This window comes from Streptomyces sp. NPDC033229 (assembly GCF_055576875.1).
In genome coordinates, this window is the sequence record NZ_JBVIQR010000006.1 from 163,997 (window position 1) to 186,865 (window position 22,869).

The window sequence follows — 22,869 nt, forward strand, 5'->3', positions numbered from 1 at the left end:
TTTAGGAAGAAAAGGGGGTTTTCCCAGGGAAACAGGGGGGGGGGCGCGCTTGGGGGAGGGGAAGGCCTGGTTGGCGGGGGGGGTGGCCCCCCCCCCCCCCACCCCCCCCCGACGGGAGATTCGTGCCTACTCGCCGGCCCGGTCGTTCAGCGACCTGAGGTCGTGGGCGTAGATGCCGACCGCGTGCGCGATGACGTCGATGTTGGTGTCGAAGACCTTGAGGTCCAGGTTCTCCAGGGTGTCACCGGCGTGGTGGTAGTTGGGGTCGTACGCGGTACCCGCCGTGCCGCCGTACTTCGCGGCCTGCTCGGCGGTCTTGATGCCCTCGGCGCCGGTGAAGGTGCCACCGGCCGGGATGCCGACCTCGATGAAGGGGCCGTAGTCCGAGCGGCCGGTGAAGTCGGTCCCCTCGTGCGGGCTGCCCTTGCGGTCGAGGAAGCCGTTGATCAGCCGCTCGATCTGCGCGGAGCCCTTGGGGCCGGGGCCCGACCCCGTGTGGTCGGAGTCGTCGCCGTCATAGACGAACTGGGCCGCGTTCGGGGAGGCGATCATGTCGAAGTTGAGGTACAGGGCGATCTGCTTGCGCTGCTTCTCGTCGAGCTGGGAGACGTAGTGATCGGAGCCGAGCAGCCCGCCCTCCTCGGCCGACCACCAGGCGAACCGCAGCTTGTTGGTGGGCTGCTTGCCGGACTTGCGGGTCTCCTCGGCGAGCCTCAGCGCGACCTCCAGCAGGCCGGCGGAGCCGGAGCCGTTGTCGTTGATGCCGGGGCCCTCGGGCACGGAGTCGAGGTGGCTGCCGAGCGCGACCACGCGGTCGGCGTTGCCGCCCTTGGTCTCGGCGATGACGTTGCGGGTCTTCTTCTTGAGGTGCTCCTGATCGAGCGTCAGCGAGAGCTTGACCTCACCCTTGGCTGCCGCGGCGGCCAGTGCCTCCCCGTCGGCCAGAGTGACGCCGGCGCTGGGGATCACGCCCTCGGACGGCTTGCCGAAACCGCCGCGGACGGGGGTGGTGCCGCTGTGGTTGTAGACGACGATGCCGATCGCGCCGGCCGCGGCGGCGGCCCGCTGCTTTTCGACGAAGGTGCAGGAACCGCGCTTGACCAGGGCGATCTTCCCGGTGAACGTCTCCGACCCGTAGTCATCCGCCGAGCAGCCCGGGGTGTCGTCCACCCGGGCCACGGCGATGGGCGCCTGGATGCCCTCCTTCGGCGTGGAGGGGGTGAACGTGAACGCCGCGACGTTCAGGGCGCGCGGGTCCGGGGAGACGACGGACAGCTTCTCGGTGTGCGTCTTGGCTTCCCAGATGTCGAAGTCCTGGTAGGAGACGCGGTATCCGGCCTTCTTCAGCAGTTTGTAGACATAGGCGGAGGACGCCTCGTGGCCCGCGGTGCCGGCGGCCCGGTTGCCGCCGTTGTCGTCGGCTATCTCCTGCAGTTTCTCGAGATGGCGGTAAGCGCTCTTGCCCGAGGACGCCTTGACGAGTTTCCTTGCGAGCTGTTCCGCCTTTCTCTGCTGCCGGTCGGGATGTGCGGGCGTCGCGCCGGCGGGAGCGGCCGCGAGCAGGACGGGGGTGGCGAGGGCGGTGGCGATGACGGCCGCCATCGCCCGGCGGCGGGGGTGTACGCGCACGGAGGTCCTTCCGGGCAGGGGCGGGCCCTTCGGTGGTGGCCGCCCTGATGCGGTGATCGTGGTCGTGGTCTTGATCGGAGCACGATCGGGGTTGAAAGGGACCGTAACGAGTTCGCGCAGGTCAGGGGAGGGGGTGAGGGGTGATTGACATAAAGTCGCCATACGCCGGTCATGCGTGCTCGGGAAGATGACGCGGACGGACCCGGCCCGGTGGCCCTGGGGGAGACCACCGGGCCGGGGAGCCGGCCGTCAGGCCGTCTCCGCCTGTTCGTAGAGGCTCTTGACCTCATCACCGAAGTACGGGCCGTACATCTTGTCGGGCAGGAAGGTGTAGCCGAAGCTGTTCACCGAAGCCTGCAGGCCGGTCCCCGTCGACTCGCTGAAGGAGTCGAACCACGGCCCGCCGCTGGAACCACCCGTCATGTCACAGGTCATGGCGTGGTCCGTGGTGAAGAGGAAGTCCTTGGTGGTGTTCCCGCTGCAGTGGATGAGCTGCTTGCCGTCGTACGGGGCCGCGGCGGGGAAGCCGAAGGCATACATGGGCCGGTTGTAACCGCCGTTGAACTTCACCCCTTGACCGCCGACGACTTCGCCGAGTTTCCGGCCGTTCAGCGGCGCGACGACGGCGGCGCCGACGTCGTAGTTGATGCTCTCGCTCGCCACCCACAGGTTCGTGGCCAGCGTCTTGGCCGCCGCCCACGTGCCGTGGGGGGCCTGGCCGTCGTGGTAGCCGGGGACGAACACCCAGTTGGTGTGCCAGCTGCCCTTGAGCTTGACGCAGTGTCCGGCGGTGAGGATCGTGCTCATGTTGTGGCTGGTGACCGCGTTCCCCGAGCAGGACGCGGTGCGCCCTTGGTGGGTGAAGAACACCCGGCCGGAGGTGGCGAGGACGGCACCGCCGCCGCTCCACGGCCCACCGCCCTGCGGGAAGCCGCTGACGGCTCCCGGGCGTTCCACCGGGGCGGTGGGGGCGACGGTCGAGGTCTTGCTGACTCGCTGCGGGACGTCGGGGGCGGCGCCGGGGGAGAGCGGATCGCGGGCGCCGTGGGGGGTTGCCGCGCGCATCCGGTCGGGTGTCCAGAAGTCGCGGGCCTGCCGCTGTGCGGTGGCTGTGGCCGCGAGGGTGCGGACGGTCGTGGGGGTGGCCTGTGCCTCGGCCGTCGCGGCCTGTGTGCCGGTGGTGAGCAGGGCGCCGACGGCCAGGAGGATGCCGGCTCCGAAGTGGTGGGGGCGTCTCACGCGTACTCCTTCCGCCATGGCCGCGCGGGCGTCGCGCGAGCCGGAGGGCCGGGCCGCGACGGATGCGGTCCCGGGCATGTGAGCGGTGCGGATTCGGCGCTGTTGCTGCGGAATTGGGCGTGTGGGTCAGAGTGACACGCTCCTGATGCGATGTCAGGGCCATGTCAGGCCAATGCTGTTCGTTCACCGCACGCGCCGCGCCGCCTGGTTCGCCGGACGCAGTGGCAAGAGACGGACCCATGTTCGCCCCGCCCGGGCGCGCTTGGAGCAACGGCTGGGGTGCCTCGTGATCTCCGCTACGATCCGCGTGCCCCTCCGCGTCGGCGGAGGTGAGCCGGCCGGATGGCCCAGATGGCGAAGGGACGCGCAACGATGCCGAAGAAGCGCAAGAAGAACCCCAACGCGCCCCGGAAGAAGGCCCCTGCGCGATCCGTTTCAGCGCAGCGCCCGGGCCCGGAGCCGGAGAGCTGGGACGAGGACGCGGGGGCGGTCGTGATCCGCCTGACGAAGAGCACCGACTCGCTCGACGGCCTCGCCGACCGGTATCCGACCCCCCTTGACGGGGTGAAGGCGGCGCGGGCCGGCGAACACGTGGAGTGGATCGGCAGCATCGAGGGATCGATGATGCGCCACCGCATCGTGCTCGCCGACGACGACACCGCTGCCGTCGAACAGGCAGTCTTCGTCGGCGGTTCCCTTGAGCGGATCCTGCTGTGCGCGTGGCATCAGGCAGGGGAGCCGGCACGGGACCTGCTGGAGACCGGAGTGCTCGCCGCACTGGATGACCTCCACGCGACGCTTCGGCCGGTCCTGGAGGCCGAGGTCCGTGACGTGTGCCCCGACTACAACGCCCCTGTTCTGCGGTCCTTCCGTGAGGAGCCCGAACCCAACGGACCGGGCATGCTGGTATTCGGATGGCGCGTCCTCCACCCCGTCAACCCGGAAACCACGTGGCAGGACACCATCGATGCCGTCGCGTGGAACAGCTCGCTGACCATGTCCGACTGGCCGGACCACTACGACCACGTCCCCGCGCTCCGGCCGCCCCGACTTGCCCAACTGCTCCGCGATCACGGTGTCCCAGCCGTGCTGTGCGTGGGCTGCGGCAACCCCATCACCGACCGCCACCCGCGGTGGACCGGTGTCTGGATCACCCCCGACAGCGAATCCGGCCCCCTGTGCGGGGAGCCCCACGCCGGGTCGGACGCTCCGGACCCTCTGCTCGGAACGCTCACGGACCAGGAGTTCGGCGAACCGCATCGTCCTGCTTGAGGCGCGTCCCGCAAAACAGGTGACAAGACCGATCAGGAGTCAAGAAGCACTGCGGCTTGCCGAGCCGCAACCAGCGTGATGGCCATAGATGTTGCGTACGGCTTGCGCATGTTCCCCGAGCTGTCATCGGAAGGCACCGGAGGCGCCGGAAAGCACAGGCAGTGAGGCTCTCTTCATGGCCCGCGTCTGGCTGGAAGGGGCGAGCGAACGGTTGGTCTTTCACCTGGTCGTAGATCTTGCGCAGCCACGGCTGTTGGACGGCGGGCAGCCGTGCCTGCCCCGATCGCAGCCTCCCACCGGGATCCGCTCGGCGGAGGGCTCCTCAGCGGTGGTGCCGTCTGTGCAACCGACCACGGCGGTACCCACCACCACGCACGCCAGCGCAGCCGTCACAACGGTCGATATCGTTCGCACAAACCCCCCAGCCAAGAGCGGTTCAGATTACCGGACCTGCTCTGACGGCGAAGCACTGGTGGGCGGCTCGCAGGGTTCTACTTCCTGATCTGCTGCGTATGGGGGTCGTAGCAGACGAGTCCCATCGCCGTGGCGACAGCTGCGGCGTGAGCCGAGGCCTCATCAGCCATGCTGTAGCGCATGGGGAGGTAGATCAGCGGCCCTCTGGCCTCAGCGATCAATGGCCCGGTCGACCACGGAGAGATGTCGTCCTCGTCCTCCGTGAGGTCAGGCCACCGCTCCAGCAAGGCAGTCGCGTACTGGGATATGCGGGCAGTCGGTGAATGCAACACGTCAGTGTCGACGTAGTGGCCGAACAGCTCGGTGAAGAGTCGGCCTGCGGCAGTGTCGTCCGCCGGGTGATCGCCCTCCCAGGCGGCAAGGTCATAGCTCATGCCCGCAGGCTGTCATGCGCCACTGACAGTCGGCCCTGCCGGAAGCCCGACCGGGGACACCGGTGGCGAGACGACAGAGCTCACTGCCATCTGGCTCACTACCTGGAGCCGCTCGTGGCGTCGGCGCTCGTCCGGTTCTGAGGGGCAATTACCTCGCGTAGACGTACGACGTTCTGCCGCCACCGGTCATCACCGCTCTCGTCCCAGAGTTCCGCCAGCTCGGACTCCGCTGCCAGGACCCGGTCGAGAGCTTCCGCTGCGAACGCGCGCAGGTCGGCGGAGGCCGCAATGGGTTCCTTGGGGCCGTAGGCGCAGCTGATCGGCTCACCTCCGTGGCAACGAGAGGCGACGATGGCGGCTGCGGCCACGGCCTCCGCTCCCTCGAAGCTGTCGAGGTATCCCTGGCTGTCGATCGTGGTGATCAGCGCCTGGCGGACCATGGCCTCACGGTCATTCTCGGCAGCCTCGTCGAGGGTGAGGGCGAAGTCTGCGGCCGTGTCGTTCTCGAAGGGGCCGATGTCCCAGGTGCCCATGGTGGTGATCCCTCTCGTGTCGTGTCACGAGATCGTCGCAGCGACCACTGACAACGAGGTGAGGCACCGCACCCTCCGCAGGAGCGGGGACGAGCCGTCTGGCAGGACGCAGCGCTTCACTCCCGGCCTCCGGTTGGCTCTTACCCGGCCAGTGATGTTTCGTGCGGGCTCCGTCGGGCCGGACGTGAGGGCGGGCGCGTCGGCGGGCTCGCTCCGGCAGCACCGTCAGGTCCTTGCTCTCCGCGTGGGCGGAGGCGAGTCGTCCAAGCCGCCACGGCGCTTGCGGAGCGCGGGCGTGCCATCGGCCTGGCCTGCGGCCGGGCCCCGCCTGGGAGCCGCCCCAAGTCGCCCGCCCACCTCGCGCCCGCCATCATGAGGCGGTAGCGGGCCCGTACGGCCCCGCCCACCCGACAGGCCCCGCCCACCCGGCGGGCTCGTACGAGGAAGGCTCCCTCGCCATGGCCGACGACGCCGCGCCTGCCCCGACCCGCGTTCTGGTGCTCAGTGCCTCGCTGCGGGCCGACTCGCTCAATACCCGGCTGGCGTCGCTCGTCGCCCGGCTGGTCAGGGGCGCGGGTGCCACCGTCGAACTCGTCCGTCTGGGGGAGTTCCCCATGCCGCTCTACGACGCCGACGCCGAGGTCGCCGAGGGGCTCCCGGAGGGCACCCGTGCGCTGCGGGACCGGCTGGCGGTGTGTGACGCCTTTGTGATCGCCTCCCCGGAGTACAACGCCCCGCTGCCCGGCGGTCTGAAGAACGCGATCGACTGGGTCTCCCGGGCCGGGCCGCAGCCGTTCAAGGACAAACACGCGCTGCTGGTCTCCGCGTCCCCCTCCCTGGTCGGCGGCAACCGCGGGCTGTGGGCGCTGCGGGTTCCGCTCGAACACCTCGGTACCCGCGTCTACCCCGACATGTTCAGCCTCGCCCGGGCGCACGAGGGTTTCACCGACCACGGCGACCTGGCCGACAGCGGACTCCAGGGGCGGCTGACGGAGGCAGTGACGTCATTCCTCCGGCTGGTCGAGGCGGACACCCGCTATGTGTGCCTGCAGCGCCGCTGGTACGAGTTCCTCGGCGATCGTACGGACGCCCCCGTCACCCAGCGCGCCCAGGACTGAGCCCCACCGCCGAAGGGGCCGACGTGTTGCCGCTCTCCACGATCACGGCCCCGATCGGCCGGCAGATATCCGAGGCCACGGGGGTGGCGAGCCTGGGCGTCTGTCTCCAGCCCACCGCCCCCGCCGGGGACTTCGCGCCGGTCGTCACGGGAGGACGGACGCTGGGCCGCCCGGGTAACCGTGTCGCCCGGTCCTGGTGCCCCGCCCGCTGACTGGCGCGCGCCGGCCTCGAGCCGTCCGCAAACGGGTGGCCGCACCACCACCCCCGGTGCCGGCTTCCTATGGACTTCCTCCGGTCCGGGCCCCCGCCCGCTCGTCGGCTTCGGCAGCATGGCCGCCGGTGACGGCGAGCGGCTGAGCGAACTCACCGTGGAGGCGCTGCGCTGCGCTGCGCCGGGCCGGGCACCGCGATCCGGCTATCCGACGCCCTCACCACATCGGTACTCGCCCCCTCGCACGCGCGGGCCGCCGCCTCCGCCGCCCGCCGGGCAGCCGCCGAAGACGGCGCGGGGCGGGTGGTCGCAGCCCTGGAACGGCTCACTCCGGTGCGTTACTGACGGTCCGGTTGGCGTAGATCTTGCGTCAAGCGCCTTTCAAGTCAGCAAGGTTGGCGGTCGGATGCGTTATGCGGCGCAGGTACGGGCGACTACAACGTGATCATCAAGTCGTTCCGCGCCGGTAGCGCCATGCCTGTGCCCCACAAGGGAGAGAACATGAAGCGGATCAGTGCGGCCGTCATCACGGCCGCTGCTGTCTTCGCCCTTGCCCAGCCGACCACCGCCCTCGCGGTGGGCTCCGCCTCCGCCTGGACGGCCCCGTCCTGCGCCCGCGTCACCGGTGACGGTGCCGTCACCTTCACCCGGGACGACGGCGCGCACCTGACGCCGACCAGCGCCCCTCTCAAGCCGACGAGTTACACCTTCGGCCTGGTCGCCCTGGACACACCCAACACGCTGCTCGCCACCCGCAACAGCGAGCTCCAGCGCTCCACCGACGCCGGCTGCACCTGGACCCGGATCGCGAACCTCGACGCCGGCCTCACCCACCTGACCGCCGCCTCCGGCGGCCGCGCCTTCGCGTGGGAGCGGAACGGCGGCTATCTCGCCCGCGTGGACGGCAGGAAGGTCACCCCGCTCACCGCGCCGACCACCGCCATCATGGGCCTGGGTACCGACCGGTCCCGCCCCGGCCATCTGCGCCTGGCCGGCAACGACGGCGTGCTGTACGACTCGACGGACGCCGGCGCGAGCTGGAAGCGCGTCGGGACGCCCGCGTTCGAGGCCGGGACCGGTGTCTACACCGTCGCCTTCGACCCCGCCGACCTCGACCACGCCGTCGCGGGCGGCACGGTGCGCGGCGGGGCGGTGACCACCGACGGCGGCGCCACCTGGACCGCGTCGACCGGCCTGACCGGCGCGGGCAGCCCCGCGAACCTCTTCGACGCCGTCGTCTCGCCCGCCTCCTCCTCGGTCGTCTACGCCCTGGGCCTCGACCTCGCCCAGGTCACCCCCGGCTCGCCCGCCGAGGGGCGCCATCTCTACCGTTCGTCCGACGGCGGCCGGACGTTCACCAAGGTGGTCGACGACTCGGCCGAAACCAAGCTGACCAACGGCACGCTGCTGGCCCCGAGCCCGGTCGACCCCGACGTGCTCTACTTCGAGTACGGCACCTCCTTCCAGGGCTACGGCACCGACCTCTTCCGGCTCGACGCCGCCACGGGCAAGGTCACCAAGACCCACAACGCCTACGACGGCATCTCCGCCATCGCCTTCAACCCCGCCCAGCCGAAGGTGATGTATCTGGGCCTGGAAGAAGTACGGATCGACTGACCCTGGCCGGCCGGTCCATCGTGAGGACGCGCGCCCCGCAGAGAACCCTCCGGCGGGGCGCGCGTCGCTCTTCGGCCCCGGCTACCGCTGAGCGTCGGGCTACCGCCGAGCGTCCGCCCGGCAGCGCGCCCGCACGGTCACCTCCTCGGGCACTCCTTCCAGGAGAGCCGGTAGACGGTGTTGATGGCACCGTCCGTGGAGTCCATCGCCAGGAAACTGGTGGTCTTCTTCGGGTCCGAGGTGCCGGCCGAGACGGTCAGCTCGGTGTTGATGTTGAAATTGCGGCGCTCCCCGCACGGTGCCCACACCTGCGCGGCGATGTCCGTGGTGTCGGTGGCCTGCCAGCTGTCGTGGAACGGGCCCTTGTGGGGATGGACGTTGGTCGTGGTCTGGGACTGCCCCTGGAAGTAGTACGACGCCTTCTGCTGGCCGGTCGCGCCCTCCTCGAGATGTCCGAAGCCGCGGTAGTCGGCTTGGGCGATGGCGTAGGTGAAGCCCTGGGGAACGTGCACGATCAGATTCAGCTGACAGTTCTTACGGAAGTCGGTCGGCTTGGCTCCGACGCCGACCTGGGCGAGATACTGGCTGTAGGTCACGGTGAACGCGGTGTTGTCGGGCGAGACGGCCACCGCGGCGGTGCCCGCCGGGCAGCCCGAGCCGTTGACGGTGGCGATCTCGATCACAATCTTGTCGGGCGGCGCGGGGAAACCGGCGGCCGATGCCGGCGTGGACAACGCCGGCGTGCATAACGCCGCTATCGCGCTGCACGTGACAAGCACTCTGGACATGGCGCTCCCAGGGGGTAGGCGTGGGCCGTGCTCCGGCGCGCGGGACCTGCCGGGCGGATTTCGGGCGGAGGGATGCGGAGGCGATTCTGATGCGCGGCAGTGCGGTGCGCGGGAGTCCGCAGACGAATGTGTCATCAATTCCACAGGGCGATACAGAAGTCAATACAAGCCGTTCGGGCGACAAAGGGAAATCAGCCGCTCTGCCACGGGCGGCCCACCGCCGAAAATCGGCGTAGACATCCGGCCGGGCCCGTCGTGCCGCTTTGTGGGAACCGCACAGCATGGCCCCCGGCCTGCTGGCCGGGGGCACCGTCGGCCGACGGGCGGCGATGGGCGAGGATGAGCGGGTGCCCGACGCCCTGAATCCCGCAGATCCCGCCTTCGCGCGCGACCCGTACCCGTACTACGCGCGGCTGCGCGCGGAGGGTCCGGCAGCGCGGGTGGCCCTGCCCAACGGCACCCATGCCTGGCTGGTCACCGGCTACCGGCAGGCCCGGGAGGTGCTCGCCGACCCGCGCTTCTCGAACGTGCCGCCGCGGGCGGCCGGCCGCCCCAAGCCCGACTCGCCGGCGCAGCGCGCCCGCGGCTGCCTCGCCCGGCACATGCTCAACACCGACGCCCCCGACCACACCCGGCTGCGCCGCCTGAGCACCGCCGCCTTCACCCCGCGCCGGGTCGACGCGCTCCGGCCGCGCATCGAGCGGCTGACCGCGGATCTGGTGGCCGAGACCCGTGAGCGGCTCGCCCGGGACGGGAGCGTCGACCTGGTGGACGCCTTCGCCTTCCCGCTGCCGGTCCTGGTGATCGGCGAGGTACTGGGGGTGCCGGAGGCCGATCGCGCGGATCTGCGGACCTGGACGTACCGGGTCGGATCACCCGCCGACGCGCTCGCGCCCGGTGCCGTCGACGAGGCGTGGAGCAGTCTGCACGCCTACTTCACCGAGCTGATCGCGCGGAAGCGGCACGCGCCCGGCGACGATCTCTTCAGCGCGCTGGTCCGTGACGCGGGGGAGGGCGGGCTCGATGACGGCGAGCTGCTGGCCATGGCCTTCCTGCTGCTGTTCGCGGGTTACGAGACGACCATGAACCTGCTCGCCTCCGCGTCGCTGCTGCTGCTCACGCACCCCGGGGAGCTCGCCGCCGCGCGGCGGGAGGGGCCCGATCGCTGGGCCGCCGTGACCGAGGAGGTGTTGCGGCACGCGAGCCCGCTGGAGGGGACGACGTGGCGGCGTACGACAGAGCGGGTGGATCTCGGCGGGGGAGCGGACATACCGGCCGACGCCTCCGTCCTCGTCGTCCTCGCGGCCGCCAATCGCGACCCGGAGTACTTCCCGGCGCCGGACGCGTTCCGGCCGGGCCGCTATCTGGCCGACGGCGGCCGGGCGGCGGCCCATGTGGCCTTCGGCCACGGTCCGCACTTCTGCCTCGGTTCGCGGCTGGCCCGGCTGGAGGCGGCGATCGCCCTGCCGCTGCTGTTCGAGGGGCTGCCCGCGCTGACCCTCGCCGCGGATCCGGCGGCGCTCGACTACCGCCCCGGCCTGCTGGTGCGCGGCCCGCGCGTCCTGCCGGTCCGCGAAACGGCCTGAGTCCGCGAAACGGCCCGAGTTCGCGAAACGGCCCGAGTCCGCGGAACCGTCTGGGCGGGGGCGCCGGTCAGGGGCGTCGGCCAAGGGCGCCGGCTACATCTCGATCGCGCCGACCTGGCGCATCACGCGCAGCAGATCGTAGGTCCACCAGCCTTCCTGGATCCTGCCGTCGCGGAAGCTGAAGATCGTCACTCCGGTCATGTCCGTGGTCCGGCCCGTGGCGGGCAGGCCCATGAAGTCGTCCTGGTGCGTACCGCGCCAGGTCCAGCGGGTGACGACCTGATCGCCCTCGGCCACCTGGCTGTCGATCGTGAAGTCGAAGTCGAACGCCTTGCGCCAGCCGGCCACGTCCGCCTTGATGACGTCGGATCCGACGGTGGTGTCCTCCTCCTTGGAGACGTCGTGGTCGCGGTAGTCGTCGGTGAACAGTTCGTCGACGAGGTCGAGATTGCCCCCGACGGCTATCTCCTCGTAGAAACGGCGGGCTGTCGCCTTGTTGAGCTGTTCGTCGCGCACTACGTCGAGGTCGGTGAACGTCGGCATTCCGTCGCAGAGCGCCACCATCTCTTCGAAGATGCGATTGGTCTCCGGCAGTTTCGAGTTCTCCATCGCCTGCTCGTAGGACGGAAACTCTATGATTTCCACATAGTGGTCACTGTCGGATCGGTCCCGGCCGACGACCGAGTGGGTGGCCGTGCGCTTTCCCTCGGTCAGTTCGAGCCAGTTGTCCATGAGCCGGTTCATGTCGTCGTATCTGCGGGTCTTGCAGTCGACTATCTGTACGAATGTCATGGGGCATCGCCTCCGGGTGATATCTCCATGTTAGGCCCCCTACGAGGGGGTAGCCGGGTCGGCGGGAGCGGCTCCGGTTGGCGGTCGTTTCCCGGCGGGCCAATACTGAGAGTGACGGGAAAACGGTGCGGTGGGGGCGCGGGAGGCACGATGCGACCCAGGATCGTCTATGTCCACGGCAACGGAAACAAGGTCCGCCCGGAACTGCTCAAGTCCCAGTGGGACACCGCGCTTTTCGGCGAGGACATGGCCGACGCCTCCCGCATGGCGTACTGGGCCTCCCTCCGGTACGAGGCGCCCTTGCCCGACTTCCAGCCGGACCCTCTGGACGGGGCGGCGGACGGGGAGCTGGAGGCGCCCGTCACCGCGCTCGTGGAGCCGACCGAGGAATTCGTGGCCAAGGTGCGCGCCCAGGCCCGGTCCGAGGCGGGCCCCGGGCTCGAGGGGATGCCCGACGCCGACGCGGCGGGGGAGGAGGCCCTCGACACATGGCTGCGCGGCATGACCTATTTCGCGGACACCCTCGCCGAGGGCAAGGGAGAGGACGCCGGAGCGGACATCGGGTCCTTCTCGCCGCTCGAAGCGCTGCCGCTGCCGCGCATCGTCCGCGACCCGGTGTTCCGACTGCTCGTCAAACACACCTTCAAGGACGTCCACGCCTACTTCTTCAGCGAGGCGGGACAGGCGATCCGCGAGGTGGTCAAGGAAGCGCTGGACGGTCTGGACGGCGCGCCCCTCGTGGTGGTCGGCCACAGCCTCGGCACCATCGTCGCCTACGAGGTGCTCAGCGAGGAGAAGACGGACGTCGATCTCTTCGTCACCGTCGGATCGCCGCTGGCGATCACCGAAGTGCGCGACCTGCTGGCCCGGCCCCCGGCGGTCCCGGTCGGCGTGGTGGCCTGGCGCAACGCCTCCGACCTGCGGGACGTGGTGGCACTCGACCATACCCTCGCGCAGGAGTACGCGCCGTCGGAGCGGGTCACCGACCTGCTGGTGACCAATGGCAGCGCCAACCACCACGGCATCAGCCAGTATCTGAGCGCTCCACCGGTCCGGGAGCCGGTCCGTCGGTTGTTCGAGTCCTCCGCGGGCGGGTAGGTGTGCCATGCCGCTGGCCGAAACGGAATGGGACCTTGTCACGACGTGGGTCCGGGAACACCTCCTGGACACCACCGACCCCTACGCGCAGCTCGCCCTCTACGACTTCCCCCCGGAATTCGTCGGCGCGCTACGGCTGACAGCGGTCAGCGGGGACAACGCCCGCGTCCTGGTGGCGGCGTCGCGCAAGGGCATCGAGCGGCAGGTGAAGCTGCTCGAGGTCGTCGCCGCCATCGACGAGCTGGCCGTGCTGCCGGAGGCCGTCAAGGCCGTCGAGTTCCGGGACCGGCTACGGGAGGACGCCTGCGCCCACGCCTCCCAGGACCACTTCCGCACCTGCGTGCTGAAGAACGGGACCGAGGCCTTCATCGACCGCCAACAGCTCCGCCAGACCCTGCGCGAGTTCGTCGAGGACCCCGAGAAGCGCGTCCTGCTCGTCGACGGCGATCAGGGCAGCGGGCGGTCGTACACCTACAACCTCATCCGCCACGTCGGCCAGCACTGCGGCTTCAGGCCCGCGCGCGTCACCCTGTCGCGCACGGCCACCGCGGACAAGGTGATACGCCGCCTCGCCGAATTCGTCGCGGACCCCCGCTCGGGGATCTCCCCCTTGAACCCGACGGAACTGAACGACCTCCTCCCCTCGATCGACGACGCCGCGCATTGGGTGATCAGCCGGGCGACCGCCGCCGACGACCACTTCTGGCTGGTCCTGGACGAATGCGACGAGCTCGACGCGAACTCCGACGTCTGGGACTGCATCGGGCAACTGGCCCTCGCCATCTACGAACACACCGCCGTGAGCGGGGACGAGTCACCCCGGATGGTGCTCCTGGGATACGGGCCGACGATGCGTCAACTGCCCTACGAACTCCGGGGCAACCTGTGCCGGGACACCGCACGCGCCGTCGAGCCCGCCGATCTGCGTGCCTTCTTCGACCAGTACTTCCACGACTTCCCCCCACCCCACCCCGAGGGCGCCCCGGCCGAGGAACCCGACATCAACGACCTCGTGGACGTGGCCGTCCAGGAGGTGCTGCGCGCGGCGGAAGCGGAAACCTGCGAGGGCGTCAGCTACATGCGGAAGGTCTGCACCGCGACGGAGGAGGCCATCCGTGTCTACCAGTCACTCTAGGACCCGCGAGGTGTTCGCCGCCCGGCTGCGGCAGGAGCTGCACGCCACGCGGACGCACCCGCGCGAGGTCGCGGACGCGCGCCGGGCCTACCGGGAAGCCGCCTGCTTGCTCACCCAGTTCGATCCCACCCGGCTCATACGGCCCGACGAGGAGGAGGCCACGGGCGGGGCCACCTTGGAACTCGTCGACGACTGCACCGCGCTGGGCATGAAGGACAGAACCCGCTGGGCCCTCAAACCCGAGGCGCGGCGCACCGCCCTGCGCGGGCTGGCGGGCCCCGAGGCCGCCCGGCTCGCCCTGGAACGCAACCTCGGACAGTGCCCCGAGGGGGCGGGGCCCGAACGCACCGCCCTGGCCTACCTCTCCGGCGAGGCCCCGCCCCTGGAGGGACAGCACGCCCAAGAACTGGCCGACACCCTCCAGGCCGTCCTGTGGCTGTCGGAGATCCCCGGCACCACGGGACTCCCGGACGTCGGGCAGGTGCAGCACGCGCTGGAGCGCGCCAGGATCCTCCAGCCACTCGAACGCCTCGTGCGGGACCCCTTCCAAGGACGCACCCGCGAACTGGACGAACTGCGGTCCTACGTCGGCGTGCCCACCGAAACCACCCGCGCCCAGCTCAAGGGGGCGGGCCGCAGCATCACCTCCTTCACCGGGCGCGTCCGGGAACCCCCGCTGGTGATCCACGGGCCCGGCGGCATCGGCAAAAGCACCCTGCTCGCCAAGTTCATCCTCGACACCCTCCACGACCCCGGACACCACTTCCCCTTCGGCTACGTCGACTTCGAGCGGCCCACCCTCTCGATCCACGAGCCGGTCACCCTGATCGCCGAACTCGCCCGGCAGCTCGGCGTCCAGTACCCCGGGTGCCGAGCGGAACTGGACGAGCTGGCGGGCGAGTGCCAGCGCAGGGCCGCCACCCAGCGGGAGGAACGGGAACGGATGGCCCAGCTGAACCGGCTCTCCACCACCCGGCCGACCCTGGGCCGCAGTGCCTCGCGGGAATTCCAGACCCTGGCCACGTCCGACGAGACCGACCTCATCCGACGGCTCGCCGACATCCTCGTCCGGGCGCTGGCGGTCCCGGCCGGGGAGAGCGGCCCACCGCTGCTCATCGCCCTCGACTCGTTCGAGGAGGCCCAGTACCGCGGCTCGCCGGTGATGGGCAGGGTCTGGGCCCTGTTCGTCACGCTCCAGAAGGCCTACCCGCGGCTGCGGGTCATCGTCTCCGGCCGCGCTCCCGTCGCGCACCCCGCCCGGACGGTCACCCCCCGCACCCTCGAACTCGTCGACCTCGACCCCCGGGCCGCCGTCGGACTCCTGGTCTCCTGCGGCGTCGAGGACCCGGACGTGGCACAGGCCCTGGCCGACCGGGTCGGCGGCCACCCCCTCAGCCTGAAACTGGCGGCCCGGGCGGCCGTACTGGCCGGGAACGAGACCGCACCGATGGGCGAACTGATCCGCAGCCTGCCCGCCCGGCGCCGGTACTTCTACCGCAAGGTCGACCAGATGCTCGTCCAGGGCATCCTCTACGACCGCATCCTCAACCACATCGCCGACGAGCGGATCCGCCGGCTCGCCCATCCCGGTCTGGTGCTCCGCGTCATCACCCCCGAGCTCATCAAGGACGTGCTCGCGGAGCCCTGCGGACTGCGGGTCGACACCCCCGAGGAGGCGCGCCACCTCTTCGAGGAACTCTCCCGCCTCGACCTGGTGGAGTCGGCCGGACCCGACGCCGTGCGGCACCGCGCCGATGTCCGCGCCATCATGCTGCGGCTGTCGGGCAACGACCGGACCGCGCTGACGCGCACCGTCGAGCGCCGGGCGGTCGACTACTACGCGGCCAGGGACGGACTGGAGGCCCGCGCCGAGGAGATCTACCACCGGCTGCGGCTGAACGAGAACCCCCGCTCGGTGGAGGAGCGCTGGCTGCCCGGCGTCGAACGGCTGCTGGCCGGCGCCCGTCAGGACATGGCGCCGAGAGCCGCCGGCTTCCTCGCCGCGCACCTCGGCGGGGACACCCCCGACCACGTCATGGCCGACGCCGACCAGGAGGACTGGGAGCGGATCGCCGCCCGCGAGGTCGATGACCTCCTCGCGCAGGGCTTCGCCGAGGAGGCCGCCGTCCGGCTCGCCGAACGCCGCCCCTGGACACCCTGCAGCCCCCTGCACCCGCTGCTCCTCGAAACCCTGAGCCGGACAGGGCGACGGGACGAGGCACGACGTGAGGCGTCGGAGGCGATCGACCGGGCGGAGGACGCCGGCTGCGCCGAGCAGCGGCTCGAACTGCTGCTGCTCTCCGCCCGCCTCGCGGAGGAGGACGGCGACCGGGAGAGCGCCGACCGCGACCTCCAGGTCGCGGAGGGCGTCGCGGCCGGTCTGGGACAGGACCTCGAAGCCATGGGCGCACTGCTGGCCCGGGCCCGGCTCACGGCCGGCACACCCGTGGACCCCGAGGTCGATACCCAGCTCGCCCGGCGGCTGCGGCAGTTGCCCGATGCGACGCTGATGGACCAGCCGGTGCTGGTGCGGGCCGTCGCGGCGGAGGTCTACGAACGGGACCCGCGCGCCCTCGACCACGCGCTGGAGGTCGTCGGGCTGCCCGGCACCGACGACGGCGTGCTGGACGACATCGGAGCGGCGATCAATCGCGCCGCGTCCCGGCAGCCCGAGCTGCGCGGCGCCCTGATGAAGATCCTGGACACCGCCGTCGGCACCCCCCGGCCGCGCAGCGAGCACTCCAGCATCATCGGGATCCTGCGTGAAGTCCGAGCCCGCGGCACCCTGAACGACGTCGCCCGACGGCTGCTGGTGCTGCGCGACGACAGCGGCGAAATCCTCGCCGGTGTGGCAACCGCCATGCGCAGGGGCACGGCGGGCCCGTCCGCCCGGGCCCCCGCCACCAGCGCACTCATGGCCCGACCGGGCACCCCGGCGGAAGGGAACGGCCCCCAGCGGCCTGATGAGAAATGAACGCGTACCTCGCGCCCGACGAAGTCGTCCAGCTGCGCGACGCGGCGATGGAGGCCGGACTCGCCGACCCCATGGTCAGGGAGCTGCTGTTCGACGGCATCATGGACAAGTACCGCGGCACGCTGCCGCTCGTCGCGGCCCCCGGCCGTCAGCTGCACTCGGACCTGAACCAGATGAACCGCGTGGAGCGGCTGATCGACGGATCCGTCCCCCTGGAGACGTGGCTGCGCAACGCCGTCGCCCAGACTGTCGAGGCGGGCCCGCTGGCCGTCATCCAGCGCGCCCTGGACGACGTGGCCCGCACCGCCTCCGGCGAGCCGGACGTCAGTGCCGCACTGCCGACCGGGGAGACCAAGGAAGAGATCATCCACCGGGACGACACGGTGCCCTACGAGTTCCTCCGCTCCGGCAACGCGGCGGGGGCGGCGGTCGCCCGCATCAAGGTTTCCCCCTATCAAGGAGGCGCACCGCTCCAGCCGAACGGCTTTCCGCACTCGGGAACGGGCTGGCTCATCGCCCCCACCCTGCTCGTCACCAACCACCACGTGATCAACGCCCGGTCCGGGACCGGCGCCCAGCGTGCCCTGGCCGAGCCCGCGGACCTGCGGCTACAGGTGCAGCACTCGCGGTCCCGCTTCGACTACGACGCGGACGAGGCGGAAACCGACGAAGCCACCGCCAGCGACCTCGTCGCCTGGGACGAGGAACTCGACTACGCCATCCTGCGGCTCACCGCCGAGCCGTCCCGCCCCGTGCTGCGCCTGGCCGCACAGCCGCTGACGGTGGCCAAGGGCGAGTACGTGGCGGTCAACATCATCCAGCACCCCGGAGGCCAACCCAAGCGCGTCGCCCTGCGCAACAACCTCGTCTACGAAGCAGACGAGCGCGACGTGCGCTACTTCACCGACACCCGCGGCGGCTCCTCCGGTTCGCCCGTCTTCACCGACGACTGGCAGGTCGTCGCCCTCCACCGGGGCACACGGCGCGTGGAAGACGTGAACTTCCAGGGCAGCAGCACGGCCTTCGTCAACGTCGGTACCCAGATCGACGTGATCATGCGCCACGTCAAGGAGCACTACGGGGAGGTCCACGCCGAGATCGAAGCAGCGCAGTCGGAGTCGGCGCGGGTCAGCGCGCCGCAGGAGGTGTGAGATGCGACCGAAGTCACCGGTGGCGACCGGCACCGAGCAGGTCTTCGGGGACCTGAGGGAAGTCGCCGACCGCGTCCGCGCGGGCCTGGAGGCGGAACGCCCCGAATCGACGGAGGAACTCCCCCCGGACGAGGCCCCCGCCGGGCAGATCGCCCAGTTCGCCCAGTCGGAGCGCGACCGGGTCCTCACGGCGGGCGCGGACGGGCTGGAGAAGCTCGCCGCCGGCCGCACGGACGAGATCAGCGACGACGAATCCTTCGGGATGGAGGCCATCGTCCTCCTCGAAGGCAGACCCGCCATCCTGGTCCAGAACCAGGACTTCGCCTCCCAGCAGGGCGACTGGGCGGTGCTCGACGGGCAGCGGGCCGCCATCCGCGACTCCATCGCCCGCGTCGGCCGGGTGGAGGTCTCGGGACACACCAGCCTGGACTGGCTGGGCACGGCCTTCCTCGTCAGCCCCGACGTGGTGATGACGAACCGTCATGTCGCCGTGGAGTTCTCCCGCACCGACGGCACCGGCTGGACCTTCCAGCAGGGCATGGGCGCCCGTGTCGACATCGCCGAGGAACTCGGGTCCCCGTCGACGGGCGGCGAACCGTTCGCCTTCGCCGTCACGGAGGTGCTGGGCATCCACCCGGACGTCGACATGGCACTCCTGCGCATCGACCCGTCCTCCGGCGGCCAGGCCCTGCCACTCCCCCTGGCGGTGGCGGCCGACGCGCCGCCCGACGTCCCCGGCCACCCCGTCTACGTGATCGGCTACCCGGCGTGGGACGGCCGCCGCAACGAACCGGAATCGATGCGCCGGATCTTCATGGACGTCTACAACGTCAAACGCCTCCAGCCGGGCACGACGACGGAGCTCCTCCCCGAGGAGTTCACCGTCAAGCACGACTGCTCCACCCTGGGCGGCAACAGCGGCTCCCCGGTCTTCGACCTCACCGACCACCGCGTCCTCGGCCTCCACTACGGCGGCCGCTACGGCATCGGCAACTACGCCGTCCCGCTGTGGCAGATGGTGGACGACCCGCTGCTGAACCGAGCGGGGGTCAACTTCGTGTGACTGCCGGGTCACCGGCTTTCCGGCCAGTCCCAGCCCAGTTGAGCGAACATCCCCAACCGGTCGCTCACCGCCCTGATCCCGGTGACCTTGCCGTGGGCCAGGGTGAGGAACCGGATCAGGCCGCCGTCGGCCCGGTGAACAAGGCGGTCGGCTCCGGCTCGACGACGGACCTCGCCCGGCTGGACCCCGCGGAGTTCCCGCTGATCGCCGAGGCGGCCCGATCCGGTGAGGGCGTGGACGACGCGGCGCCCTTCCGGTTCGCACTGGACTGGACGCCCTGCTCGACGGGTTCGCGGGCTACGGGGGATGGGGCGCGAGCGGAGGTACCGCGACGGAGCGGACGTAGCGGGTGCCGACCTCGGGGAAATGTGGCCAACTCGCGGGGCATGAGCCGCTGTTCGTCGAAGGTGGGCTAGGGTCGGTGCGGTGCGCAGTCGTCTGTACGTCACCGCGTTCGTGTCCCTCGCCGTCCTGACGGCCTGCGGTTCGCCGTCGGAGCCACCCGCCCCGCGCCCCTCCCGGGACTCGGCCGAGCGGGCGACGCGCGGCGACGGCGCCGAGCGGCTGTACCGGGGGACCGGGCGGGCCAGTGCCCAGAATCCCGCGTTCTCCCCGGACGGGAAAGCCCTGCTGTTCACCGTTTTCCACGCCGGGTACAACGAGGGCGCCGCCGCACTGCGTGTGCTGCCCCTCGACGGGCGCGAACGCCGCCGTCCCGAAACGTTGTGGGACGACGCCGACCGTGCCGCGGTGAACCTCACCGGTTCGAGCTGGCACGCGCGGGCCGGGGTGGCCTTCGCCTCCGACCGGTCGGGCCAGGACGAAGTGTGGGTGCTGCGGCCGGGCGGGCGACCCACCCGGGTGACCGAGCACGACGGCGACTCGGGCTATCTGGAGCCCAGTTTCTCGCCCCGTGGAGACTGGATCGTCTTCCAGGAAAGCGTCCAGCGGGAGGACGAGGACGGCCGGCCGGACCGGCCGGCCCGCCGTGAACTCGGATCGCTCCGAAAAGTCAGAAGGGACGGCAGCGAACCCACCCGGCTCCTGGACGGCCCCGCCACGAGGACGGACAACCGCCAGCCCAACTGGTCGCCACGAGGCGACCGGCTCGTCTTCCAGCGGCGCGGCCAGGACGACGACGAGTGGGCGCTGTACGTCATGAACGCGGATGGCGGCGGGCTGCGTCGGCTCGACGTCGGCGCCGGTGAGCACACCGACGCGAGCTGGTCGCCCGACGGCCGCCGGGTGGTCTTCTCCTCCACCGCGGGCGGCCTGGACCTGCCGCAGATCTTCGTGGTCTCCGTGGACGGCGGACGCCCGCTCCGGGTCACCCGGAGCGGGCGTACCTATGACGGGGCGCCCAGTTGGTCACCGGACGGCCGGTGGATCGTCTTCGAATCCCACCCGGGGCACGAGGAGCGCCCGACGTCGCTATGGCGAATCCGCGCCCCCAAGGCGTGAGGGCGCTTCCCGCTCAGCCCAAGGTGACTGCCAGCAACGAGTATTGAGTGACCGTCAGGTCGATCGTGGCCGTCGTCGCACCGGACATCCGCCACGTGACCGGACGGGGGGCGGGGGAGGCGCCGTCCGGTGAGCTCACCGTCGCGGCCCGTACACTTCTGCCCTCGGGGACCGTGAGGGAGACCGAGCAGGTGGCCGGCGTGGTCCGGAAGGCGGCGGGGACGTCACCGAACTGGGTGAAGTTCACCAACTGCACGATGATGTCGTCGCCGAGCCGGCCGACCTCGAGGTGGAACCGGCGGTCGCCCGCCAGCGTCACGTCGGCCGGGGCGGCCGCACGGACGGGGCCGAGCAGCGTGTCGGCGCTCGCCTGGTCGGTGGTGGAGAGGTACGCACGGCCGAGCAGGCTCTTGAAGTACCGGCATGTGCCCGCACCGAACCGGTTCTCCCTGCTCGTCGGCAACGGGTCGCCCTTGCGGAAGCCGAGCACGTCGGCGAGGGCGTACTCGCTCCGGGCCGTGCCCACGTGGTCGAGCGCGGTGGGCGCCGGACCGGTGATCACCAGGGTGCCCCCGCCCGACACGAAGTCGCGCAGCACGCCCGCCTCGGCGTCCGACACGGCCTGGAGGTTCGGCAGCATCAGCACGCGGTAGCCGGCCAGATCGGCGGCGGTGAGCCCCGGGCTGGTCACGATGTCGAACGGGATGTGCGCGAAGACGAGCGACTTGACCGTGCCACGGAACTCACCGAGCCATTCCTGCTGGAGACAGCTCTCCTCCGGGCTGCCGCCGCTCCACCAGTCACTGACCCCCGCGGGCGCCTTGGCGTTGGCGAACATGCCCGTACCCGGTGAGGGGCTGACGAAGTCGCGGGAGGAGGACGAGTGATAGACGCCGACCGTGGCGCCCGAGGTGGCGTTGTACAGCCGTTCCTGATGAGCCGCGACGAAGGCGTACATCCGCGTGCGCATGGCGAGATCGGTGCTGTCGCTCTTGAACGGACTCTTGATCTCGTACGGATTGCAGCCCGTGGCCAGCAGTTCGGCCATCACCAGTGACGCGTCGTCGGCCTTCCAGCCGTACGAGAACGCCCAGGCGGGCTTGGTGCCGCTGGCCGCCCGCGCGTATTTGTACATCGAGATCAGGCACGTCCAGTCCGTCGCGGTGGCGTGCCGCATCCCGTCGTAGAGGCCGAGGATGTCGACCTCCCAGACCTGGCTGACGCCCTCCGCCTGACGGAGGTACGCCCCGTCGAGGCCGATGGACGTGGCGTACTGATAGTCCATGCTCACGGTCTCGTGGAAGGTGACCAGATCCGGGTTGGCGGACCGCCCCGCGGCGGCGATGTCGAGCTGCCACTGGAGCAGATTGCGGTGCCGCCACTCCACGTACCGACGGAAGAGGGGGTCGGCGAAGTCCGCCTTGGCCGGCAGCCGCAGACCGGTGTCCGCCTTGAACGCGGCCGCCGCCCAGGAGGAGGCGTCGCACCAGCTGAGCACCCCGTCGAAGTAGATCGGCACATCGGGCCAGATCCCGTCCAGACCCGTCCCGGCAAGTGCCTTGACGCGGCCCAGATAGAACTCCCGCCAGGGGGAGTTCGGGCTCACCCAGCAGCTCTCGTCGCCGGGGTCGACCCAGACGACCACACTGCCGTAGAAGACATTGGGCTTGCCGTCGAGCGAGCGCTGCACCCAGGACTTGCCGTCGCCGTTCTTGTGGAACGACCGGCCCTTCTCGCCGCCGAGGCTGATGACTTCGAGCGAGGGGTAGTACATGACCACCCGGATCCCCGCGCTGTGCGCGAGCCCGACGAACTCCTTGATCTTCCCGAGGTGCTGGGTGAACTCGGCGTCGGTCAGCCAGTGCGACAGAATGGTGTCGAGCTCGATCACGCTGACGTTCTGCGCCTTGAGGGCGTTGATCACCGGCTTCATGTCACGCGTGGGATCGGCGTCCTCGTCGAAGGTGGCGTCGGCGATCCGGGCGAACCGGCTCCAGTCGGGGAAGCCGCCCCCCGCGGCGGCCGGAGCGGCCCAGGCCGGTTGGTGTTGCGGGCCCGGGAGAACGGGCAGGAGATTGGCCGCGAGCGCCGCGCTCCCCGTTCCCAGGCCGGCCCGTAACAGCTTTCTCCTGCTGATTCTTCGCATTCCGTCCACGGTGGTCCCTCATTCTCACGGTGGGTGTCGGTGCGGTGCCCGAGCAGTCTGCCTGATCGTTTCCGGCCGCGTGGCAGGTTGTCGCGGGGGCTGCGGATTCGGCTCGATCACGCCTGCCGCACCGCGTTCCGCCCGGCCCCTCGCCGCTCCCGGCGGCCCCTCGTCCCGATCTGCCGGTCCGGCACTGACATGGGACGA

18 protein-coding genes are annotated in these 22,869 nt (G+C 70.7%); 11 read left to right on the plus strand and 7 right to left on the minus strand.

Annotation, left to right across the window (positions count from 1 at the left end; genetic code table 11):
* Window positions 1-126: 126 nt before the first annotated feature.
* Both ACZ53N_RS08195 and ACZ53N_RS08200 read right to left on the minus strand, forming a co-directional pair.
* Window positions 127-1,629: a M28 family metallopeptidase gene (locus ACZ53N_RS08195; protein ID WP_469140112.1), complete on the minus strand. Its 1,503-nt coding sequence runs from the start codon at window positions 1,627-1,629 to the stop codon at window positions 127-129.
* A 249-nt stretch (window positions 1,630-1,878) separates the two neighbouring features.
* Complete coding sequence (locus ACZ53N_RS08200; protein WP_469140179.1) at window positions 1,879-2,886, minus strand: trypsin-like serine peptidase; 1,008 nt, start codon at window positions 2,884-2,886, stop codon at window positions 1,879-1,881.
* A 354-nt stretch (window positions 2,887-3,240) separates the two neighbouring features.
* Here ACZ53N_RS08200 and ACZ53N_RS08205 point away from each other — a divergent pair, with 354 nt between their 5' ends.
* Window positions 3,241-4,140, plus strand: a complete 900-nt coding sequence (locus ACZ53N_RS08205; protein WP_469140113.1) for a hypothetical protein — start codon at window positions 3,241-3,243, stop codon at window positions 4,138-4,140.
* 491 nt (window positions 4,141-4,631) lie between these two features.
* Here ACZ53N_RS08205 and ACZ53N_RS08210 read toward each other — a convergent pair whose 3' ends face one another.
* Window positions 4,632-4,988: a hypothetical protein gene (locus tag ACZ53N_RS08210; protein ID WP_469140114.1), complete on the minus strand. Its 357-nt coding sequence runs from the start codon at window positions 4,986-4,988 to the stop codon at window positions 4,632-4,634.
* 98 nt (window positions 4,989-5,086) lie between these two features.
* Window positions 5,087-5,521 (minus strand): DUF4259 domain-containing protein, encoded by a 435-nt coding sequence (locus ACZ53N_RS08215; protein ID WP_469140115.1) that lies wholly within the window; start codon window positions 5,519-5,521, stop codon window positions 5,087-5,089.
* 458 nt (window positions 5,522-5,979) lie between these two features.
* Between ACZ53N_RS08215 and ACZ53N_RS08220 the strand changes: the two genes are divergently transcribed.
* The 3 genes from ACZ53N_RS08220 to ACZ53N_RS08230 all read left to right on the plus strand — a co-directional run bounded on the left by ACZ53N_RS08220 (window position 5,980) and on the right by ACZ53N_RS08230 (window position 8,468).
* Window positions 5,980-6,639, plus strand: coding sequence for an NADPH-dependent FMN reductase (locus ACZ53N_RS08220; protein ID WP_469140116.1), 660 nt, complete (start codon window positions 5,980-5,982; stop codon window positions 6,637-6,639).
* A gap of 23 nt (window positions 6,640-6,662) precedes the next feature.
* Complete coding sequence (locus ACZ53N_RS08225; RefSeq protein WP_469140117.1) at window positions 6,663-6,851, plus strand: hypothetical protein; 189 nt, start codon at window positions 6,663-6,665, stop codon at window positions 6,849-6,851.
* Window positions 6,852-7,352: 501 nt separating this feature from the next.
* A complete protein-coding gene (locus tag ACZ53N_RS08230) occupies window positions 7,353-8,468 on the plus strand; it encodes a WD40/YVTN/BNR-like repeat-containing protein (protein ID WP_469140118.1) in 1,116 nt (371 codons plus the stop codon).
* Between the two features lie 137 nt (window positions 8,469-8,605).
* Here ACZ53N_RS08230 and ACZ53N_RS08235 read toward each other — a convergent pair whose 3' ends face one another.
* Window positions 8,606-9,256 (minus strand): DUF4360 domain-containing protein, encoded by a 651-nt coding sequence (locus tag ACZ53N_RS08235; protein WP_366683041.1) that lies wholly within the window; start codon window positions 9,254-9,256, stop codon window positions 8,606-8,608.
* Between the two features lie 281 nt (window positions 9,257-9,537).
* Here ACZ53N_RS08235 and ACZ53N_RS08240 point away from each other — a divergent pair, with 281 nt between their 5' ends.
* Entirely contained in the window at window positions 9,538-10,842 is a 1,305-nt protein-coding gene (locus ACZ53N_RS08240; protein WP_469140119.1) for a cytochrome P450 family protein, read from the plus strand.
* Between the two features lie 93 nt (window positions 10,843-10,935).
* Here the strand turns inward: ACZ53N_RS08240 and ACZ53N_RS08245 are convergent, their stop codons facing one another.
* Window positions 10,936-11,634, minus strand: a complete 699-nt coding sequence (locus ACZ53N_RS08245) for an ester cyclase (protein WP_469140120.1) — start codon at window positions 11,632-11,634, stop codon at window positions 10,936-10,938.
* A gap of 150 nt (window positions 11,635-11,784) precedes the next feature.
* Here ACZ53N_RS08245 and ACZ53N_RS08250 point away from each other — a divergent pair, with 150 nt between their 5' ends.
* The 6 genes from ACZ53N_RS08250 to ACZ53N_RS08275 all read left to right on the plus strand — a co-directional run bounded on the left by ACZ53N_RS08250 (window position 11,785) and on the right by ACZ53N_RS08275 (window position 20,516).
* The gene (locus tag ACZ53N_RS08250; RefSeq protein WP_469140121.1) at window positions 11,785-12,732 is read left to right on the plus strand and encodes a hypothetical protein; all 948 of its coding nucleotides are present in this window, start codon (window positions 11,785-11,787) and stop codon (window positions 12,730-12,732) included.
* Window positions 12,733-12,739: 7 nt separating this feature from the next.
* Entirely contained in the window at window positions 12,740-13,867 is a 1,128-nt protein-coding gene (locus ACZ53N_RS08255; protein WP_469140122.1) for a hypothetical protein, read from the plus strand.
* Entirely contained in the window at window positions 13,848-16,841 is a 2,994-nt protein-coding gene (locus ACZ53N_RS08260; protein WP_469140123.1) for an AAA family ATPase, read from the plus strand. The genes ACZ53N_RS08255 and ACZ53N_RS08260 overlap by 20 nt, the downstream gene beginning before the upstream one ends.
* Complete coding sequence (locus ACZ53N_RS08265) at window positions 16,838-17,992, plus strand: trypsin-like peptidase domain-containing protein (RefSeq protein WP_469140124.1); 1,155 nt, start codon at window positions 16,838-16,840, stop codon at window positions 17,990-17,992. The genes ACZ53N_RS08260 and ACZ53N_RS08265 overlap by 4 nt, the downstream gene beginning before the upstream one ends.
* A gap of 1 nt (window position 17,993) precedes the next feature.
* Window positions 17,994-19,055: a trypsin-like serine peptidase gene (locus ACZ53N_RS08270; protein ID WP_469140125.1), complete on the plus strand. Its 1,062-nt coding sequence runs from the start codon at window positions 17,994-17,996 to the stop codon at window positions 19,053-19,055.
* Window positions 19,056-19,481: 426 nt separating this feature from the next.
* A complete protein-coding gene (locus ACZ53N_RS08275; RefSeq protein WP_469140126.1) occupies window positions 19,482-20,516 on the plus strand; it encodes a TolB family protein in 1,035 nt (344 codons plus the stop codon).
* 13 nt (window positions 20,517-20,529) lie between these two features.
* On the opposite strand, the gene ACZ53N_RS08280 is transcribed toward ACZ53N_RS08275, so the two are convergent.
* Window positions 20,530-22,662 (minus strand): beta-galactosidase trimerization domain-containing protein, encoded by a 2,133-nt coding sequence (locus tag ACZ53N_RS08280; protein ID WP_469140127.1) that lies wholly within the window; start codon window positions 22,660-22,662, stop codon window positions 20,530-20,532.
* Window positions 22,663-22,869: the final 207 nt, after the last annotated feature.

Bases quoted from the DNA above. Each gene is read 5' to 3' on its own strand.
- ACZ53N_RS08200 (WP_469140179.1), bottom strand. From the start codon at position 2,886: ATGGCGGAAGGAGTACGCGTGAGACGCCCCCACCACTTCGGAGCCGGC.
- ACZ53N_RS08205 (WP_469140113.1), top strand. From the start codon at position 3,241: ATGCCGAAGAAGCGCAAGAAGAACCCCAACGCGCCCCGGAAGAAGGCC.
- ACZ53N_RS08210 (WP_469140114.1), bottom strand. From the start codon at position 4,988: ATGAGCTATGACCTTGCCGCCTGGGAGGGCGATCACCCGGCGGACGAC.
- ACZ53N_RS08215 (WP_469140115.1), bottom strand. From the start codon at position 5,521: ATGGGCACCTGGGACATCGGCCCCTTCGAGAACGACACGGCCGCAGAC.
- ACZ53N_RS08220 (WP_469140116.1), top strand. From the start codon at position 5,980: ATGGCCGACGACGCCGCGCCTGCCCCGACCCGCGTTCTGGTGCTCAGT.
- ACZ53N_RS08230 (WP_469140118.1), top strand. From the start codon at position 7,353: ATGAAGCGGATCAGTGCGGCCGTCATCACGGCCGCTGCTGTCTTCGCC.
- ACZ53N_RS08235 (WP_366683041.1), bottom strand. From the start codon at position 9,256: ATGTCCAGAGTGCTTGTCACGTGCAGCGCGATAGCGGCGTTATGCACG.
- ACZ53N_RS08240 (WP_469140119.1), top strand. From the start codon at position 9,538: ATGGCCCCCGGCCTGCTGGCCGGGGGCACCGTCGGCCGACGGGCGGCG.
- ACZ53N_RS08245 (WP_469140120.1), bottom strand. From the start codon at position 11,634: ATGACATTCGTACAGATAGTCGACTGCAAGACCCGCAGATACGACGAC.
- ACZ53N_RS08250 (WP_469140121.1), top strand. From the start codon at position 11,785: ATGCGACCCAGGATCGTCTATGTCCACGGCAACGGAAACAAGGTCCGC.
- ACZ53N_RS08255 (WP_469140122.1), top strand. From the start codon at position 12,740: ATGCCGCTGGCCGAAACGGAATGGGACCTTGTCACGACGTGGGTCCGG.
- ACZ53N_RS08265 (WP_469140124.1), top strand. From the start codon at position 16,838: ATGAACGCGTACCTCGCGCCCGACGAAGTCGTCCAGCTGCGCGACGCG.
- ACZ53N_RS08270 (WP_469140125.1), top strand. From the start codon at position 17,994: ATGCGACCGAAGTCACCGGTGGCGACCGGCACCGAGCAGGTCTTCGGG.
- ACZ53N_RS08280 (WP_469140127.1), bottom strand. From the start codon at position 22,662: ATGCGAAGAATCAGCAGGAGAAAGCTGTTACGGGCCGGCCTGGGAACG.